This window comes from Ruegeria sp. YKSF070 (genome assembly GCF_059612725.1).
This window is the reverse complement of sequence record NZ_JBXWRD010000075.1, coordinates 1-15,837: the sequence shown is the minus strand read 5'-3', so window position 1 is coordinate 15,837 and position 15,837 is coordinate 1. Positions and strand designations below refer to the sequence as shown.

The 15,837-nt window shown below is 63.2% G+C and carries 22 protein-coding genes; 11 read left to right on the top strand and 11 right to left on the bottom strand.

Annotation, left to right across the window (positions count from 1 at the left end; genetic code table 11):
- From AC2FL1_RS22075 to cobD, 3 genes are all read right to left on the bottom strand, one after another.
- Positions 1–471: lytic murein transglycosylase (locus AC2FL1_RS22075; RefSeq protein WP_496878345.1), on the bottom strand; the 471-nt coding region annotated here is incomplete at its 3' end.
- Between the two features lie 31 nt (positions 472–502).
- Complete coding sequence (gene cbiB / locus AC2FL1_RS22070) at positions 503–1,423, bottom strand: adenosylcobinamide-phosphate synthase CbiB (RefSeq protein WP_496825771.1); 921 nt, start codon at positions 1,421–1,423, stop codon at positions 503–505.
- A complete protein-coding gene (gene cobD, locus AC2FL1_RS22065; protein WP_496825769.1) occupies positions 1,420–2,409 on the bottom strand; it encodes a threonine-phosphate decarboxylase CobD in 990 nt (329 codons plus the stop codon). The genes cbiB and cobD overlap by 4 nt, the downstream gene beginning before the upstream one ends.
- 185 nt (positions 2,410–2,594) lie before the next feature.
- Here cobD and AC2FL1_RS22060 point away from each other — a divergent pair, with 185 nt between their 5' ends.
- Positions 2,595–2,957, top strand: a complete 363-nt coding sequence (locus tag AC2FL1_RS22060) for a response regulator transcription factor (protein ID WP_496825767.1) — start codon at positions 2,595–2,597, stop codon at positions 2,955–2,957.
- Here the strand turns inward: AC2FL1_RS22060 and AC2FL1_RS22055 are convergent.
- Positions 2,939–3,928: a glutathione S-transferase family protein gene (locus tag AC2FL1_RS22055; RefSeq protein WP_496825765.1), complete on the bottom strand. Its 990-nt coding sequence runs from the start codon at positions 3,926–3,928 to the stop codon at positions 2,939–2,941. The two genes, AC2FL1_RS22060 and AC2FL1_RS22055, sit on opposite strands and share 19 nt — an antisense overlap.
- A gap of 201 nt (positions 3,929–4,129) precedes the next feature.
- Between AC2FL1_RS22055 and AC2FL1_RS22050 the strand changes: the two genes are divergently transcribed.
- Positions 4,130–4,480, top strand: coding sequence for a hypothetical protein (locus AC2FL1_RS22050; protein WP_496825763.1), 351 nt, complete (start codon positions 4,130–4,132; stop codon positions 4,478–4,480).
- Between the two features lie 113 nt (positions 4,481–4,593).
- Here AC2FL1_RS22050 and AC2FL1_RS22045 read toward each other — a convergent pair whose 3' ends face one another.
- Positions 4,594–5,766, bottom strand: coding sequence for a MalY/PatB family protein (locus tag AC2FL1_RS22045; protein WP_496878344.1), 1,173 nt, complete (start codon positions 5,764–5,766; stop codon positions 4,594–4,596).
- 99 nt (positions 5,767–5,865) lie between these two features.
- Here AC2FL1_RS22045 and def (AC2FL1_RS22040) point away from each other — a divergent pair, with 99 nt between their 5' ends.
- Genes def (AC2FL1_RS22040) through AC2FL1_RS22015 form a run of 6 tightly spaced genes read left to right on the top strand, consistent with a single transcriptional unit; the run spans position 5,866 to position 8,774 of the window.
- A complete protein-coding gene (def, locus tag AC2FL1_RS22040) occupies positions 5,866–6,384 on the top strand; it encodes a peptide deformylase (RefSeq protein WP_496878343.1) in 519 nt (172 codons plus the stop codon).
- Complete coding sequence (gene def / locus AC2FL1_RS22035) at positions 6,381–6,878, top strand: peptide deformylase (protein WP_496878342.1); 498 nt, start codon at positions 6,381–6,383, stop codon at positions 6,876–6,878. The genes def (AC2FL1_RS22040) and def (AC2FL1_RS22035) overlap by 4 nt, the downstream gene beginning before the upstream one ends.
- On the top strand, positions 6,875–7,372 hold the full coding sequence (gene def, locus AC2FL1_RS22030) for a peptide deformylase (RefSeq protein WP_496825755.1): 498 nt from the start codon (positions 6,875–6,877) through the stop codon (positions 7,370–7,372). Before def (AC2FL1_RS22035) ends, def (AC2FL1_RS22030) begins: the two co-directional genes overlap by 4 nt.
- A 4-nt stretch (positions 7,373–7,376) precedes the next feature.
- Positions 7,377–8,282: a methionyl-tRNA formyltransferase gene (gene fmt / locus AC2FL1_RS22025; RefSeq protein ID WP_496878341.1), complete on the top strand. Its 906-nt coding sequence runs from the start codon at positions 7,377–7,379 to the stop codon at positions 8,280–8,282.
- A 14-nt stretch (positions 8,283–8,296) separates the two neighbouring features.
- The gene (locus AC2FL1_RS22020; RefSeq protein WP_234220616.1) at positions 8,297–8,533 is read left to right on the top strand and encodes a hypothetical protein; all 237 of its coding nucleotides are present in this window, start codon (positions 8,297–8,299) and stop codon (positions 8,531–8,533) included.
- A 1-nt stretch (position 8,534) separates the two neighbouring features.
- Complete coding sequence (locus tag AC2FL1_RS22015; protein ID WP_496878340.1) at positions 8,535–8,774, top strand: GlsB/YeaQ/YmgE family stress response membrane protein; 240 nt, start codon at positions 8,535–8,537, stop codon at positions 8,772–8,774.
- A 67-nt stretch (positions 8,775–8,841) separates the two neighbouring features.
- Here the strand turns inward: AC2FL1_RS22015 and AC2FL1_RS22010 are convergent, their stop codons facing one another.
- The 6 genes from AC2FL1_RS22010 to AC2FL1_RS21985 form a co-directional block, all read right to left on the bottom strand.
- Complete coding sequence (locus AC2FL1_RS22010) at positions 8,842–9,471, bottom strand: trimeric intracellular cation channel family protein (protein ID WP_496878339.1); 630 nt, start codon at positions 9,469–9,471, stop codon at positions 8,842–8,844.
- Positions 9,468–9,935, bottom strand: a complete 468-nt coding sequence (gene rnhA / locus AC2FL1_RS22005) for a ribonuclease HI (protein WP_234216945.1) — start codon at positions 9,933–9,935, stop codon at positions 9,468–9,470. The genes AC2FL1_RS22010 and rnhA overlap by 4 nt, the downstream gene beginning before the upstream one ends.
- Positions 9,928–10,521 (bottom strand): class I SAM-dependent DNA methyltransferase, encoded by a 594-nt coding sequence (locus AC2FL1_RS22000; RefSeq protein WP_496825746.1) that lies wholly within the window; start codon positions 10,519–10,521, stop codon positions 9,928–9,930. Before AC2FL1_RS22000 ends, rnhA begins: the two co-directional genes overlap by 8 nt.
- Positions 10,518–10,970 (bottom strand): DUF3429 domain-containing protein, encoded by a 453-nt coding sequence (locus AC2FL1_RS21995; protein ID WP_234165829.1) that lies wholly within the window; start codon positions 10,968–10,970, stop codon positions 10,518–10,520. The genes AC2FL1_RS22000 and AC2FL1_RS21995 overlap by 4 nt, the downstream gene beginning before the upstream one ends.
- A gap of 253 nt (positions 10,971–11,223) precedes the next feature.
- The gene (ispH, locus tag AC2FL1_RS21990; protein WP_496825743.1) at positions 11,224–12,174 is read right to left on the bottom strand and encodes a 4-hydroxy-3-methylbut-2-enyl diphosphate reductase; all 951 of its coding nucleotides are present in this window, start codon (positions 12,172–12,174) and stop codon (positions 11,224–11,226) included.
- Between the two features lie 196 nt (positions 12,175–12,370).
- Positions 12,371–12,943: a LabA-like NYN domain-containing protein gene (locus AC2FL1_RS21985; protein WP_234172050.1), complete on the bottom strand. Its 573-nt coding sequence runs from the start codon at positions 12,941–12,943 to the stop codon at positions 12,371–12,373.
- A 135-nt stretch (positions 12,944–13,078) separates the two neighbouring features.
- Here AC2FL1_RS21985 and folK point away from each other — a divergent pair, with 135 nt between their 5' ends.
- From folK to AC2FL1_RS21970, 3 genes are all read left to right on the top strand, one after another.
- Positions 13,079–13,648, top strand: coding sequence for a 2-amino-4-hydroxy-6-hydroxymethyldihydropteridine diphosphokinase (folK, locus tag AC2FL1_RS21980; protein ID WP_496878338.1), 570 nt, complete (start codon positions 13,079–13,081; stop codon positions 13,646–13,648).
- Between the two features lie 91 nt (positions 13,649–13,739).
- Positions 13,740–14,093: a DNA-directed RNA polymerase subunit omega gene (gene rpoZ, locus AC2FL1_RS21975; protein WP_496825740.1), complete on the top strand. Its 354-nt coding sequence runs from the start codon at positions 13,740–13,742 to the stop codon at positions 14,091–14,093.
- A gap of 28 nt (positions 14,094–14,121) precedes the next feature.
- The coding region (locus AC2FL1_RS21970) for a RelA/SpoT family protein (RefSeq protein WP_496878337.1) at positions 14,122–15,837 on the top strand (1,716 nt) is incomplete at its 3' end.

Here is a 15,837-nt window from a genome sequence, read left to right as displayed (position 1 = left end):
TGCGGCGAATATCTGCGGCCGGAACAGCTCGGGCCGGCGGCAGTCATGCGCCAGCGTGACCAGCGCATTGCGGGTGTTGAAATCGCCCTGATAGCCGCCAAAATCGGTCTCGAACGCCCAGAACGCCAGAAGCACCCCGCGCGACACGCCGTATTCCGCCTCGATCCGGTCGAACACCGCATCGTATTTGCGCCCCATCGCCTTGCCGGTCTCAAGCCGGTTTTGTGAGATCAGACGGCGCGAGAATTCGACAAAGGGTTTCTGGAACACGCCCTGCGCGCGGTCGGCCCTGAGCACCTTGGCGTCCTGCGCCGCCCCCTGAAAGAAGCGGTCGACCAGTGCCGCATCGTGTCCCATCGAAACCGCCTCGGCCTTGAGACCATCGACAAAGTTCGAAAAACCGCCGCCGCATTGCGCCAGCGCCGGAGAGGCCAGCACAATAGCGGCCATGATCTGGGGAAGAATGCGCATGATGTCCTGTTGGTTTGGTTCTGTAATACGATCAGAAGATCGCCGCCAGCGCCACCAGCGTCAAGGTCAGACCCAGGGCCAGCGCCCAGACCTGCCACAGCAGGGTCACCGCGCGTTCGATCTCGCGCGGGCCGATTTCCTTGCGGCCCTCTTCGTTTACCCAGGCCAGATACCGGATTTCGCCGTGATAGCTGCGCGGTCCGGCCAGCGCGATGTTGAGCGCGCGGGCCATGGCGGCCTCGGGCCAGCCGGCATTGGGCGAGATATGGCGCTGGGCGTCCTCGACGATGCCGCGCCAGTGGCGCCAGCCATTGGACAGCAGCACGATCATGCCGCATGTCAGCCGGGCCGGGATCAGGTTGAGCAGGTCATCCAGCCGTGCTGCGGCCCAGCCGAACTGTGCATAGCGCTCGTTCAGATAGCCCACCATGCTGTCGGCGGTGTTGACCGTCTTGTAAAGCAGCAGGCCCGGCAGGCCACCGACCAGAAACCAGAAGGCGGGCGCAATCACCCCGTCGCTGAGGTTCTCCGCGGCGCTTTCGATGGCGGCGCGCGCCACCTGCGGTTCGGACATGGTGGCCGTATCGCGCGAGACGATGCGGGCGACGCTGCGCCGCGCCTCGGGCAGTGACAGGCGCAGTGCATCGGCCACATCCGCCACATGCCCGGCCAGCGATTTCTGTGCCAGCAGGATGGCGCAGATCAGCACCTCGGCCACCGGCCCGAGCAGCGACAGCAGCGCGCCCACTGACAACGCCCCTACCACCAGGATCGCGGTCACCGCGACACCCTTGAGCCGGCGATGCCCGCCCTCGTTCAACTCTTCGTCCAGAACCGAGATGATGTTGCCGATCAGAACCGCCGGGTGGCGCAGGCGCGACCACAGCCAGTCGGGCTCTCCCAGCGCGGCATCCAGCAGCATGGCAAAGCCGAGGAGCAGGGCGGTGCTCATAACGCGCTCTCCAGCCGGTCCCATCCCTCGACGGGGGGCAGGCCCAGCCGCAGGAAATGGTTGGAATAGGGAAAGATGCGGCTCCAGATCCGGGCCTGGGCCAGACGGTGCTGCCAGGCGGCGGCATCATCGACGTGGTAAAGGCGAAACAGGTCGGTGCCACCCAGAAGTTCGGCGCCGCGCGCGGTCATCAGCGTGTCGAGCCGGGTGGCCTCCTGTGCCAGCCTGATACGGGTCTCTTCGGCCCATGCAGGATCGCTCAGCGCCCTTGTCCCGATGCGCAACGCCGGTCCCGACACCGCCCAGGGGCCGGTCAGGTCGTTGAGGCGCGCAATAGTGTCGGGCAGGGCGATGGCAAAGCCGAGCCGCAGCCCGGCGAGCCCCCAGAACTTGCCAAAGCTTTTCAGCACCAGGGTGCCCGGGCGCGTGGCCAGATGCGCCAGCGAGGTCTCGGGTGCCACGTCGCCAAAGCTCTCGTCGATTACGCAAAGCGCGCCTTCGGCCTCGTCCTCGGTCCAGACCCGGCCATCGGGATTGTTGGGGTGCACGATCACCCGTGCCTCGGCCGGGCCATCATCGACCACCTGCCAGCCATGGGCGGCAAAGGCGGCGGCATGTTCGTTATAGGTGGGCCGGGTGATCCGTACCCGCGCGGGACCTGCCAGCGCCGGAATGCGCGCAATCAGGGCCGAGGCGCCGGGCGCGGGCAGGATCGCCGCTGCGTCGGGCAGGTGCCAGAACCGGCGGGCGGCGCGCGTCAGTTCACCAAAGGCGCCGTGATCGGGCAGGGCGGTCCAGTCCTCGGGCATCAGCGTGCCGACCGGATAGGGCAAGGGATTGATGCCGGTCGACAGGTCGATCCAGTCGGCGTGCGCGCCGCCATACTGGCGCATCGCCCCGTCCAGCCCGCCGCCATGATCGCGGCGCGCGCGCGGATCGGTCGGATCGTCCGGCAGTGTGGGCGGATTGGCAAATCCCGTGTTCATGTTCTTGTCTTCTCCGACATCGCGACTTGCATCAAGCGGATTTCCGCCCGAAGCTCAAGGGACGAACGCGGCTTCCGGTGCGAGGGAACCGATGTTAACAATTTGTAAAGCATTTGATCAGATTACGGAGCCAAGGGAGACTGGCGCCACCAACGAACTCAAACAGAAGTGCCGGGTTTACTGTTATGCATGTGTTGATCGTCGAAAGTAACCCAGAGCTTGGCACGCTCTGGCAGCGCCACCTGCAACGTCAGGGTTTGCAGGTCACGTTAGTGACGTCGCAAGAGGATGCGATCCTGGCACTCTACCGGGCGGAGTTCGAGATTATTGTTCTGGATCTGGTGCTTGAGCAGGGCAGCGCCTTGGCGGTTGCGGATTTCGCCAGCTACCGCCGCCCGGATGCACGGGTGATTTTCGTTACCAATACGACTTTCTTTTCAGACGGTTCAATCTTTGCTCACAGTCCGAACGCCTGCGCCTATGTGCATGGCGATACGCCGCCCGAGGATCTTGCGGCGATGGTGGAACACTACGCCACCGCGCGCTGATCGCGACCATGCGGCGCGAGATGGTCGAGCTCGGGTCCGATCGGAACGATTCGGTGCGGATTGATGCTGTCATGGCTGTAATGGTAGTGCCGGATGATGTGATCCATATGCACGGTTCCCGCCACACCGGGCCATTGATACAGTTCCCGCGTATAGGCCCAGAGGTTTGGATAATCGATCAGCCGCCGCCGGTTGCATTTGAAATGCAGATGATAGACCGGATCAAAGCGGATCAGCGTGGTGAACAGGCGCCAATCAGCCTCGGTTACCTGGTCACCCATTAGGTAACGGTTGTTCGCAAGACGTGATTCCAACCAGTCCAGAGTGTCGAACAGTGGGTGCACCGCAGCGTCATATGCCTCTTGAGTCGTGGAAAATCCGCATTTGTAGACGCCATTGTTTACGTTTTCGTAAATACGCGCGTTCACCGTCTCGATTTTTTCTCGGATGCACTCCGGCCAAAAATCTTCGTGATTTCCGGTCAGGTGATCGAAGGCCGAGTTGAACATGCGGATGATCTCTGCGCTTTCGTTGGACACGATGGTCTGGCGCTCGGTATCCCACAGGATCGGCACGGTGACGCGTCCGGAATAGGCTGGGTCGGCACGGGTATAGATCTGATGGGCATAGTTCAGCCCATACAGGCGGTCACCGGTGCGGCCCTCTGTCTCGGGTGCAAAGGTCCAGCCTTGGTCCAGCATGTCGGGATGCACGACCGAAACCGGGATATGTGTGGATAAACCCTTGATTTCGCGAAAGATCAGGGTCCTGTGTGCCCAGGGACAGGCATAGCTGACATAAAGGTGGTAGCGCCCCGAGGCGGCGGCAAAGCCGCCTTTGCCGGATGGTCCGGGGGTGCCATCGGGGGTGACCCAGTTGCGGAACTGCGCCGCCGAGCGCTGGAAGGCGCCGCCACTGGATTTGGTATCGTACCAGGTGTCATGCCAGATGCCGTCGATCAGCAGGCCCATCGCAGTCTCCTTCTGCTTTGATCAGCATCTAGGATCTGCGGTGCGGGATACCACGCCGTTGCCGCGCACCTGACCTGCGCAGGTGCACATCCGGCGCGGCCCCGCGGAAAGCACGCGGGTGCCATGCACCGAACATGAAAATCTTTGCTTGATTTTAATGGATGCTGGGGCAGGCTGATGAGGTTCGCACGGAGACGCTTTATGAGCACCTATATTTCAAAAGAAGTCGGCGAGGATCTGGCCCGGGCCCGGATCGCTGGATTGAAGAAGATGAGCCGCTTGCGGGTGGAACATATCGGTATGTTTTATACTGTACTTCGGCTTTGGCGCGACGGATTTGCCGTCGAGGCAGAAAATACGCCGCCATTACGCGGTCTGGTCGACATCTACGAGGGGTCAAACCTGCTTTATCAATGCCTGATCGTGGCCTCGGGCGCTGAAGGCGGCGAGATGGTCTATGAGTTCAAGCGGCACACGCTGGCGCAGGATCATGCCCCGCTCGACTTTGAACGCGGAGTGGACGCGCCCATCGGGTTGCTGGGCAAGGAGTAGCCTCCTCTGCCTTGCGGGCGTCCTCGACGGGCCCTGTGCAACCATGCGGGTCAGGTTGATCGAGGTCGGTCTGGTTATCGATGCGCGAACCGGGCTCGCCTACCGCATATCACCTATTGCAGATCGCCGAAGGCGCTGTTGAGCCGGTCGATCGCATCCTCGATCCGCGCCCTCTGGGTGCCAAGGTTGAAGCGCAGGAAACTCTCGCCGCCGGTGCCGAAACTGGTGCCGTGGTTCACTGCAATCTTTGCCTGTTGTTCGACCCGCTCGGTGAATTCGGCCCGCTCCATGCCCGTTCCCGAGAAATCCACCCAGGCGAGATAGGTCGCCTCGAGCGGCATCGCGCGCAAACCGGGAATGGCCGAGATGGCGCTTTCGAAGAGGCGCCGGTTCTCGTCCAGATAGGCCAGCAGCCCATCAACCCATTCCGCCCCTTCGGGAGAATATGCGGTCAGCGTCGCCATCTGCCCGGTCGAGTTCGGTGCCAGCGAGAGCGCGGCCATCCTCTTGGCGAAACGTCCACGCAGTTCGGGGTCGGGGATGATTACCTGCCCGGTATGCAGGCCCGCGATGTTGAACGTCTTGGACGGCGCAGTGAGCATCAACAGCCGGTCGACGATATCGGGCGCCGCGTTGGGCATCGGGATATGGGTGTGTCCCGGATAGACCAGGTCATGATGGATCTCGTCCGACACAAGAAGCAGATCGTGCCGCTTGGCGAAATCGGCCACCGCGCGCAGTTCCTCTTGCGTCCAGACCCGGCCGCCGGGATTGTGCGGCGAGCAGAGGATCACCATGCGCTCGTTGCCGGTCATCTGCGCGTCATAGGCGGCAAAATCCATTTCATACCGGCCATCGGTGTTGACCATCTGGCATTCCACCACCTGCCGGCCCGCATTGCGGATCACCTTGGCAAAGGCATGATAGACCGGGGTGAACAGCACGATCCCGTCGCCCGGCTGGGTATAGGTGTCAAGGCACATGCCCACACCGTTCACCAGCCCGGTGGTGGTAAAGATCGCCTCGGGCGCCACATCCCAGTCGTGGCGGCTGCGCATCCACCAGCGGATCGCGTCGGTATAGGGCTTGTCATAGTTCACATAGCCCAGCACGCCATGGTCCGTCATCTCGCGCAGCTTGGCCAGCAGGTGATCGGGCGCGCGGAAATCCATGTCGGCGACCCACATGGCCAGACCGTCCTGTGCGGGGACGCCATAGATGGGTTCCATCATGTCCCATTTCGAGCAAAAGGTTCCGTGGCGGTCGATCAGGTCGTCAAAGCTCATCTGGGTCTCCGAGGGTCAATTGTCGGCCAGAGGCTAGCCAGTTTGCCGCCATGCGCAAGGGGCGTTGCAGCAGGGCGGTCAATCGCCTAAATCGGGACCATGAAACGTGCTATTCTCATTCATCCCGATCCGCGCCTGAAAAAGGTCTGCGCGCCCGTGGCCGATATCTCGGACGAATTGCGCGCGCTGGCAGACGACATGCTGGAAACAATGTATGACGCGCCGGGCATCGGTCTGGCCGCGCCGCAGATCGGTGTGCTGGACCGCTTGATCGTGCTCGATTGCGTCAAGGAAGAAAGCGCGCCCGCGCGCCCGCTGGTGATGTTCAACCCCCGCGTCATTGCCGCCTCGGACGAAACCAATGTTTACGAGGAAGGCTGCCTGTCCATCCCCGAGCAATATGCCGAGGTGACCCGCCCCAAGGTGGTGGATGTCGAATGGATCGACCGCGACGGCAACTTGCAAAGCGAAACCTTTGACGGGCTTTGGGCCACTTGCGTGCAGCACGAGATCGACCATCTGGATGGCAAGCTGTTCATCGACTATCTCAAGCCGCTGAAACGCCAGATGATCACCCGCAAGATGCAGAAGCTGAAGCGCGAGCGAGCAAGGGCGTGAGCGTCCTGCCGATCCTGACCTGGCCCGATGCGCGCCTGTCGCAACGCTGTGATCCGGTTGAGGGGATCGTGCCCGACGATCTGATCCGCGACATGTTCGACACCATGTATGCCGCCAAGGGGCGCGGTCTGGCGGCGCCTCAGGTCGGCGTGATGCAGCGGTTTTTCGTCATGGATGTCGGCTGGAAAGAGGGCACGCCCAGCCCGATGGCGATGATCAACCCGGTGATCATGGCCGCCGAGCGGGTGCCGGTCGAGATGGAGGAGGTGTGCCTGTCGATCCCCGGCCTGTCGGTGCCCGTTACCCGACCCAAGGCGGTAACCGTGCAATGGACCGCGCCCGAGGGCGACATTCACATGGCCGATTTCGACGGGTTCGAGGCACGCTGCATCCAGCACGAATTCGACCATCTGAACGGGGTCGTCACGCTGGATCATCTGGACCCGCAGGCCCGCGCCGCCATGCTGTCCGCTTATGAGGGAAACCATCCATGACCGTCCGCCGCTGTCTGCCCTGGCCCGACAAGCATCTGCGCAGCCCCGCCGCCGAGGTGAGCGAGATCACCGACGAGATCCGCGCCATCTGGACCGACATGATCGACACGATGGAGGCGATGCCGGGCGTTGGCCTGGCCGCGCCGCAGATCGGGGTGATGCTGCGGCTGGCGGTGGTCGATGGCTCGTCCGAGCGGGGTCGCGCGGTGCGTCTGGCGAACCCCGAGATCCTGCATGCCTCGGTCGAGTTGCGTGAACATGAGGAGGCCAGCCCCAACCTGCCCGGCGTCTCGGCCAAGCTGAAGCGCCCGCGCGCGGTGACGGTGCGGTTCCTGAACGAACAGGGTCAGGTCGACCGGCGCGATTTCGTCGGCATCGAGGCGACCAGCGTGCAGCACCAGATCGACCACCTGAACGGGCGGATGTATTTCGACAATCTCAGCAAGGTGAAACGCGACATGCTGCTGCGCAAGGCGCGCAAGCTGGGGGGCTGAGGTCATGCGCGTCGTGTTCATGGGAACCCCCGATTTCTCGGTTCCGGTGCTGGAGGCGCTGGTTGAGGCCGGGCATGAGATCGCCGCCGTCTATTGCCAGCCACCGCGCCCGGCGGGGCGGGGGAAAAAGGACCGCCCGACCCCGGTCCATGCCCGCGCGCTGGAACTGGGGCTGGAGGTGCGCCACCCGGTCTCGCTGAAAGGGGCCGAGGCGCAGGCGGATTTCGCAGCACTTGGCGCCGATGTGGCGGTGGTGGTGGCCTATGGGCTGATCCTGCCGCAAGCGGTGCTGGACGCGCCGCGCCACGGCTGCCTGAATATCCATGCCAGCCTGTTGCCGCGCTGGCGCGGCGCGGCGCCGATTCATCGGGCCATCATGGCGGGCGACGCTGAAACGGGCATTTGCATCATGCAGATGGAGGCGGGACTGGATACCGGGCCCGTGCTGCTGCGCGCCGCCACACCCATCGGGGCGGAGGAGACTACTGGTGCGCTGCATGACCGCTTGTCGGCCATGGGCGCCGAACTGATCGTCGAGGCGCTGGCACATTTGCCCGAGTTGACTGCGGAGCCGCAGTCTGACGATGGCGTCACATATGCCGCCAAGATCGACAAGGCAGAGGCGCGGGTCAACTGGACCCGCCCGGCGGTCGAGATCGACCGGCAGATCCGGGGCCTCTCACCCTTTCCCGGCGCCTGGACCGAGATCGCGGGTGAACGGGTGAAACTGCTCGCCTCGCGCCTGTCCGTGGGGCAGGGCGCCCCAGGCGCAGTGCTGGACGATGCCCTGACTGTCGCCTGCGGCACAGGTGCTATCTCACTCACCCGCTTGCAACGGGCGGGCAAAGGGGCGCAGGATGCCGACATCTTCCTGCGCGGTTGGCCCGTGCCAAAGGGAACCCACCTGTAGAAGGGGCTTTGCGCATGTTCATGGTTCTGATGGGAACGGTCGTGATTGCCGGGATCGTCGGCTACATCTCCGAGAAATCGGGGTTCACCCATAACGGCTATCTGCAATCCATCATCATCTGCGTCGGTGGGGCCTTCCTGTTTTACTTTGTGCGGATCATGTTCGGGATCGGCTTCGGGTCTCCGGGGATGAACGCCATTCTTTCGTCCATCGGGGCGCTCATCATCGTGCCCTTCCACTGGAGGAAATGAGATGCATATCGTTGCCCTGATCATCATCGGCGCCGCTGCCGGGTTTCTGGCCACCCGGCTGATGCGGGTCGAGGCGGATATTCCCACCACCATGCTGATCGGCATCGTGGGCGCGCTGATCGGCGGGCTGATCCTGCGGGCGCTCTTGACGATGATGGGCTGGCTGTCGGGCTTTGTCGGCGCGGTTCTGGGGGCGCTTCTGGTGGTCTGGCTGTGGCAGACCTATCTGCGGCGGCGCTGAGACAGGCCGGACGGATGCGAGGCTCTGCCTCGCGCTCCGGAGTATTTGGGGCGAAATGAAGGGGGGGTCAGCCGCGCGTGCGCGGCGGGCGGCTTTTATAGACTGGCAGGCGCCAGCCAAAGACCAGCGATCCGGCGCGCAGACCCCAGCAGACAAACGCGCAAAGGCCCAGCGCGGGCAGAGTGGCCAGCCCCAAGCCGGTAGCGATCACCGCCGCCACCGCGCCCGCCAGCGCGCAGGAGACGTAGAGCTCACCCTGTTTCAGGACCAACGGCACCTCGTTGCAAACTACATCGCGCATCAGTCCGCCCAGACAGCCGGTCATCATCCCCATCAGCACCACGATCACCGGCGGTTGCCCCTGCGCCAGTGCGACCCCGGTGCCTGCCGCCACCGCGATGGACAGCGCGAAACTGTCCAGCCAGATCAACAGGTGATAGCGGCTTTCGACCAGGTGTGCGGTGAAAAAGACCAGCGCCGCGGCACCCGAGGCGATCAGAATATAGGCGGGCTGGCCTACCCAGAACACCGGGTCGCGGCCCAAAAGCAGGTCGCGCATGGTGCCGCCGCCCACCGCCGTCAGGCAGGCGACAAAGGCAAATCCAACCAGGTCGAGCTGCGCCCGGCTGGCCACCAGCGCGCCGGTCAGGGCAAAGACAAGGACCGAGGCGTAATCGAGCAGGGCAAGCAGGCTCACGCGCGGGCCTTCTTCGGCTTGAAGGGTTTCATGCCTGCGCGCGCCAACTCGTCGGCGCGTTCGTTTTCCGGGTGGCCCGCGTGGCCCTTGACCCATTCCCAGGTCACGTCATGGCGCGCCTGTGCCGCATCCAGCCGCTGCCACAGTTCGACATTCTTGACCGGCTTCTTGCCGGCGGTCTTCCAGCCGTTGCGCTTCCAGCCGAAGATCCAGCCGGTCACGCCGTTCTTTACATAGGCGCTGTCGGTGACCACGGTGATTTTCGAGGGCCGTTCCAGCGTCTCCAGCGCGTTGATCGCGGCCAGCAGCTCCATCCGGTTGTTGGTGGTCTCACCCTCGCCGCCGGAAAGCTCACGTTCCTTCAGCACGGTCTCGCCCTCGATGGCGCGCAACAGCACGCCCCAGCCGCCGGGGCCGGGATTGCCGGAACAGGCGCCGTCGGTATAGGCAAAGAGCTCAGGCATGGGCGCGCATCGCGATCCAGTCCTCGACCGCGCCACTGAGGCCCGGCCCGGCGCCGAAGGCGCGGTCGATAACGGTGAAACCGGCCTGCTGCAACAGATGCTCCAACGCGTCCTCCTGATGGTAGCTGTAGAACCGGCCGAGGCTGTCACGCCCTTCGCCGGTTCCGAGTTTGAGGGCGATATGGAAAATTCCGCCGGGTTTCAAGGCCCGATGGAGCCGGGCGAGATGGCCGGGAAACTCGGCATGGGGGGCATGTAGCAGGCTGAAATTGGCCCAGATGCCGTCATAGGCGGCGGTATCCTCAATCTCGTCGAACCGGGCCTGACGGGCGGTGACGCCCGGGTGTTGCGCCGCCAACGCCACCATCTCGGCCGAGGCATCGACCGCCACGACCGTAAGTCCTGCCCGCGCCATTTGGGCCGCAGAGGTGCCGGGGCCGCACCCGAGATCCAGCACCCGACCGCCGCTTGGCAGCATGGCGACAAAGGCCTCCAGCAAGGGGTCGGCGGCATTGTGATCCTCGGTCAGCGCGGCATAGTCGCTGGCGCGGTCATCATAGATGCGGATTGTTTCGGGATCGCTCATAGAAAGGCCCCCACCGCCAGGCACAAGGTGACGACCGCCGTCAGTAAAAGGCGCAGTCGCATCCACCAGACCGGCGCCAGCCCCCAACTGGCAAAGGCGGCATCCAGCATCAACAGGCCCAGAAAGCCGAAGATCAGGTTGATCGCCGCGCCGGTCGGGCCGCCCCCGGTCATGAAAAAGGCCCAGAGCGCGGGCAGCACCGCAAGCGCATAGCCGGTTGCGGCGCGGCGGTCATCGGCCTTGGTCGCAAAGCCCCAGAGTACGCCGGACATGAAGGCCAGGATGATCTGGCCATAGGCGATCTGCACATAAGGCCCGACAAAACGTGGGCCGAGCGCAGCGGCGCCCCAGGCTTGCAGGGCGGGACTCAGGTAGGTGAGCGCGCCCCAGAGGAAGGGGATCAGCCCGGCAAGGCCCAGGATCAGCGGTGCGCGGGGGATGGTGGTCATGTGCGCTCCTTCAGAGGTGAGCCGACGAGGAAACCGACAGAACTGCCGAGATGGAAACGAAAGGGTCTCAAGAGCCTGACCAAGCTTGCGGACTGCGCCTGTTGGGTATTCGCGGCCAGACTAGCCACGAATGCCGTTGGGTGAAAGCGCGGTTTCGGTGACGTTTTGCCAGCAGGTTGCGAATGCTGGCTGTCACGCTTGCAACAGAACCGTCTTAGGTGCCGAAATTCGGGCTGGGATCATTGGCGCAAGCTCATGCCGGTTGCCGCAATACGCGCGGAACCTTGAACTCGACGTGTTCGACTGCGGTTTCGACGACTTCGACCGTCACGTCGAACCGCGCGCGAAAGGCGTCGATCACCTCGTTCACCAGCAGTTCGGGGGCCGAGGCGCCGGCGGAAACGGCGATGGTTGCGATGCCGTCCAGCGCGCGCCAGTCAATGTCATCGGCGCGCTGCACCAGTTGCGCATAGGCACAGCCCGCCTTGGCGGCGACCTCGACCAGACGGCGCGAGTTCGAAGAGTTGGGCGCCCCAACGACCAAGAGCGCATCCGATTTTGGCGCTACCGCCTTGACCGCCTCTTGCCGGTTGGTGGTGGCGTAACAGATATCCTCCTTGTGCGGGCCGACGATCTGCGGGAACCGGGCCTGAAGTGCTGTCACGATATCGCGCGTGTCGTCCACCGACAGGGTTGTCTGGGTAACAAAGGCGAGGCGTTCGGGGTCGCGCACCGCGATGCGGGCGACATCCTCGACCGTTTCGACCAGCAGCACTTCGCCTTCAGGCAATTGTCCCATGGTGCCGATGGTCTCGGGGTGGCCGCGATGGCCGATCATGATGATCTGAAGGCCGCGTTCCGCGTGCCGTTCGGCCTCGATATGGACCTTGGACACCAGCGGGCAGGTGGCATCGACATAGACCATCCGCCGCCGCTCGGCCTCGGCCGGGATCGACTTTGGCACGCCGTGGGCGGAAAAGATCACCGGGCGATCATCGGGACATTCATCCAGTTCCTCGACGAACACCGCCCCCTTGGCACGCAGCCCGTCGACGACGAACTTGTTGTGCACGATCTCGTGCCGGACATAGACGGGGGCGCCCCATTTCTCGATTGCCATCTCGACGATCTTGATGGCGCGGTCGACACCGGCGCAAAACCCGCGCGGCGCGGCAAGATAAAGGGTGAGGGGCGATTTGGTCATGGGCGGGTCTCCTTGCCTGAGCACAGGTAAGGATTTGTGCGGCCCAGATCCAGCCCGGTTCTGAGTGTCACGAATCCGTCACTGAAGGGGGGTAGAAGGCGGGTATTGAAGCATGCATTCTTACTTAATGACATACGGCCAGGTGAGCGCTCACCTGGCCGTTTATTTTACCTTAGCAGGGTCTTTGAAGTTCGGCTCAGTTGCCGTTGGCCGCAAACGAGCGCGGCTCTGCCGGTACTTCGCGCGGAGGGCGGCCGATCACGTCACGCAGCTCTTCAAGCTCGATGAAATTGTCGGCTTGGCGGCGCAGCTCGTCCGAGATCATCGGCGGCTGGCTGCGGATGGTCGATACGACCGACACACGCACGCCCTGACGTTGCAGGCTGGCCACCAACGGGCGAAAATCGCCATCGCCCGAGAAGAGCACGATATGATCGACGCGCGGAGCCAGTTCCATGGCATCGACGGTCAGTTCGATATCCATGTTCCCCTTGACCTTCCGGCGCCCCATGCTGTCGGTATATTCCTTGGCCGGTTTGGTCACCATGGTGAACCCGTTATAGTGCAGCCAATCGACAAGCGGACGGATCGGAGAGTATTCGTCATTTTCCAGCAGCGCGGTGTAGTAGAAGGCTCTCAGCATTTTGCCGCGACGCATGAACTCCTGCCTGAGGAGTTTGTAGTCAATGTCAAAGCCCAGAGCCTTGGCCGCCGCATAAAGATTAGAACCATCGATGAACAGCGCTAGCCGTTCGTCCTTATAAAACATAATTGTTCCTTCCGGTATGCACCGAAGCCGCCATGTATCCGTGAGTGAGTGCTTAAAATCGGCGGATCAGTAGTCCCAATGTAGGAGAATCGGCATGTATGGCAAGTGCACTCTTGACGTGAACGGAAACCGAAAATGATGGATTCCGAGCAAATTGCCGTTATCGCCTTGGGTGGAAATCTATCTTTTGATCAAAACCCTCCAGAAATGACGTTGCGGAATGCTGTGCGTGAGCTTTCTGAAAGGGGTTTGGTGATTCGCGGCGAGAGCCGTTTTTTCACGACACCCTGCTTCCCGGCAGGCGCAGGACCTGACTACATCAACGCAGCGATTTCCATCAACACAAATCTATCTCCGGTTGCTTTGTTGGCGCTGTTGCACGAGGTCGAAGCGAAATTCGGGCGCGCGCGGGCGCAGCGTTGGGGTATGCGAACGCTGGATCTGGATCTGGTTTGCTATGGAGGCGAGGTCCTGCCCGACCGCGCGGGCTATGAGGCCTGGCTGCAACTGGACCCGGCCCGTCAGGCCGAGTTGGCTCCTGACCGGCTGATTCTGCCGCATCCACGCTTGCAGGAACGGGGGTTTGTTCTGGTGCCGATGGCAGATGTCGTGCCGGATTGGCGCCACCCGGTGTCGGGCCTGACCGTGCGCGAGATGCTGGCGGCCCTGCCGCCCGAAGACCTTGCGGAAATCCGGCCGGTCTGACCGGAAAGCCGGGCATTTCCTGCTTGTCAAGCCGGGGAAACGCGCCTAGAACCGTGCTTTCTGGACAAAGCTGCACTTTGGAGAGTCGCTGATGGCCCGCGTGACGGTAGAAGATTGCGTAGACAAGGTTCCGAACCGGTTCGAGCTGGTATTGCTTGCCGCTCATCGGGCGCGTGAGATCTCTGCCGGCGCCGCGATCACCGTGGACCGCGACAATGACAAGAACCCTGTCGTGTCGCTGCGCGAGATCGCCGACGAGACCCAGAGCGCCGACGAGCTGCGCGAGCGCCTGATCGAGGCGAACCAGACCCAGATCGAGGTGGACGAGCCCGAAGACGACCAGATGGCCCTGCTGATGGGTGCCGAGAGCGACCGCCCGGCCGAGGACGATATGTCCGAGGAACGCCTGCTGCGTGCCCTCATGGAGGCACAGGGGCAGGGCTGAGAACGCCGCGTGAGAGGATGCGGACAGGATGATTTCTGCTGACGACCTGATTGCCCTGGTCCGCAACTACAATCCCAAGACCAATGCCGAGCGTCTGACCCGTGCCTACGAGTTCGGGCATCAGATGCATGATGGCCAGTTCCGCCATTCGGGCGAACCCTATTTCACCCATCCCGTTGCCGTCGCCGCGATTCTGACCGAACAGCGGCTGGACGATGCCACCATCATCACCGCGCTGTTGCACGACACGATCGAGGATACCAAGGCCAGCTATGGCCAGGTGTCCGAGCTGTTCGGCGAAGAGGTGGCGATGCTGGTCGATGGGGTGACCAAATTGACCAACCTGCAACTATCGTCGCGCGAGACCAAGCAGGCCGAGAACTTCCGCAAGCTGTTCATGGCCATGTCCAAGGACCTGCGGGTGATCCTGGTCAAGCTGGCCGACCGTTTGCACAACATGCGCACCATCAAGGCAATGCGGCCCGAGAAGCAGGCCGTGAAAGCGCGCGAGACCATGGATATCTATGCGCCGCTTGCCGGCCGCATGGGCATGCAGTGGATGCGCGAAGAGCTGGAGGACCTGGCCTTTCGCGTGCTCAACCCTGAGGGGCGGCAGTCGATCATCCGGCGTTTCATCACGCTGCAACGCGAGACCGGCGATGTAATCCACAGGATTACCGGCGACATGCGGCACGAACTGGACAAGGCGGGGATCGAAGCCGAGGTGTTCGGTCGCGCCAAGAAACCCTATTCGATCTGGCGCAAGATGCAGGAAAAGGATCAGGGCTTCTCGCGCCTGTCCGACATCTACGGGTTCCGCATCATCACCCAGTCCGAAGAGGATTGTTATCGCACGCTGGGCGCTATCCACCAGCGCTGGCGCGCGGTTCCGGGGCGGTTCAAGGATTACATCAGCCAGCCGAAATCGAACGGCTATCGCTCGATCCACACCACCGTATCGGGGCGTGACGGCAAGAGGGTCGAGGTGCAGATCCGCACCCGCCAGATGCATGACGTGGCCGAAACCGGGGTTGCTGCGCATTGGTCCTATCGCGACGGGGTGCGCACCCAGAACCCCTTTGCCGTCGATCCGGCCAAGTGGATCGCGGGCCTGACCGAACAGTTCGACAGCGAAGAGGATCACGAAGACTTCCTCGAAGCGGTCAAGCTCGAGATGTATTCCGACCAGGTGTTCTGCTTCACCCCCAAGGGCGATGTGGTCAAGCTGCCGCGCGGCGCCACCCCGATCGACTATGCCTACGCCATCCATACCCGGATCGGGCATGCCTGCGTCGGGGCCAAGGTGGACGGGATCCGGGTGCCGCTGTGGACCCGCCTCAAGAACGGCCAGTCGGTCGAGGTCATCACCGCCGAGGGCCAGACCCCGCAGGTAAGCTGGCTTGAGATTGCGGTGACCGGCAAGGCCAAGACCGCGATCCGCCGTGCCCTGCGCGAGGTGGACCGCGAACGGTTCATCAAGCTGGGGCATGAACTGGCGCGTTCGGCCTTCGACCATGTGGGGCGCAAGGCTACCGACAAGGCGCTTGATACCGCCGCCAAGCACTTGCGACTGAAGGATCGCGACGAGTTGCTGGCGCGGCTGGGTTCGGCCGAGTTGACCGCGCATGACGTGGTGCAGGCGGTCTATCCCGAGTTGGCCCCAGACGAGGGCGACGCCATTCCCCCGCGCCGCGCCGTGATCGGTCTGGAACCGGGGCAGAGCTTTGACCGCGCGCCCTGCTGC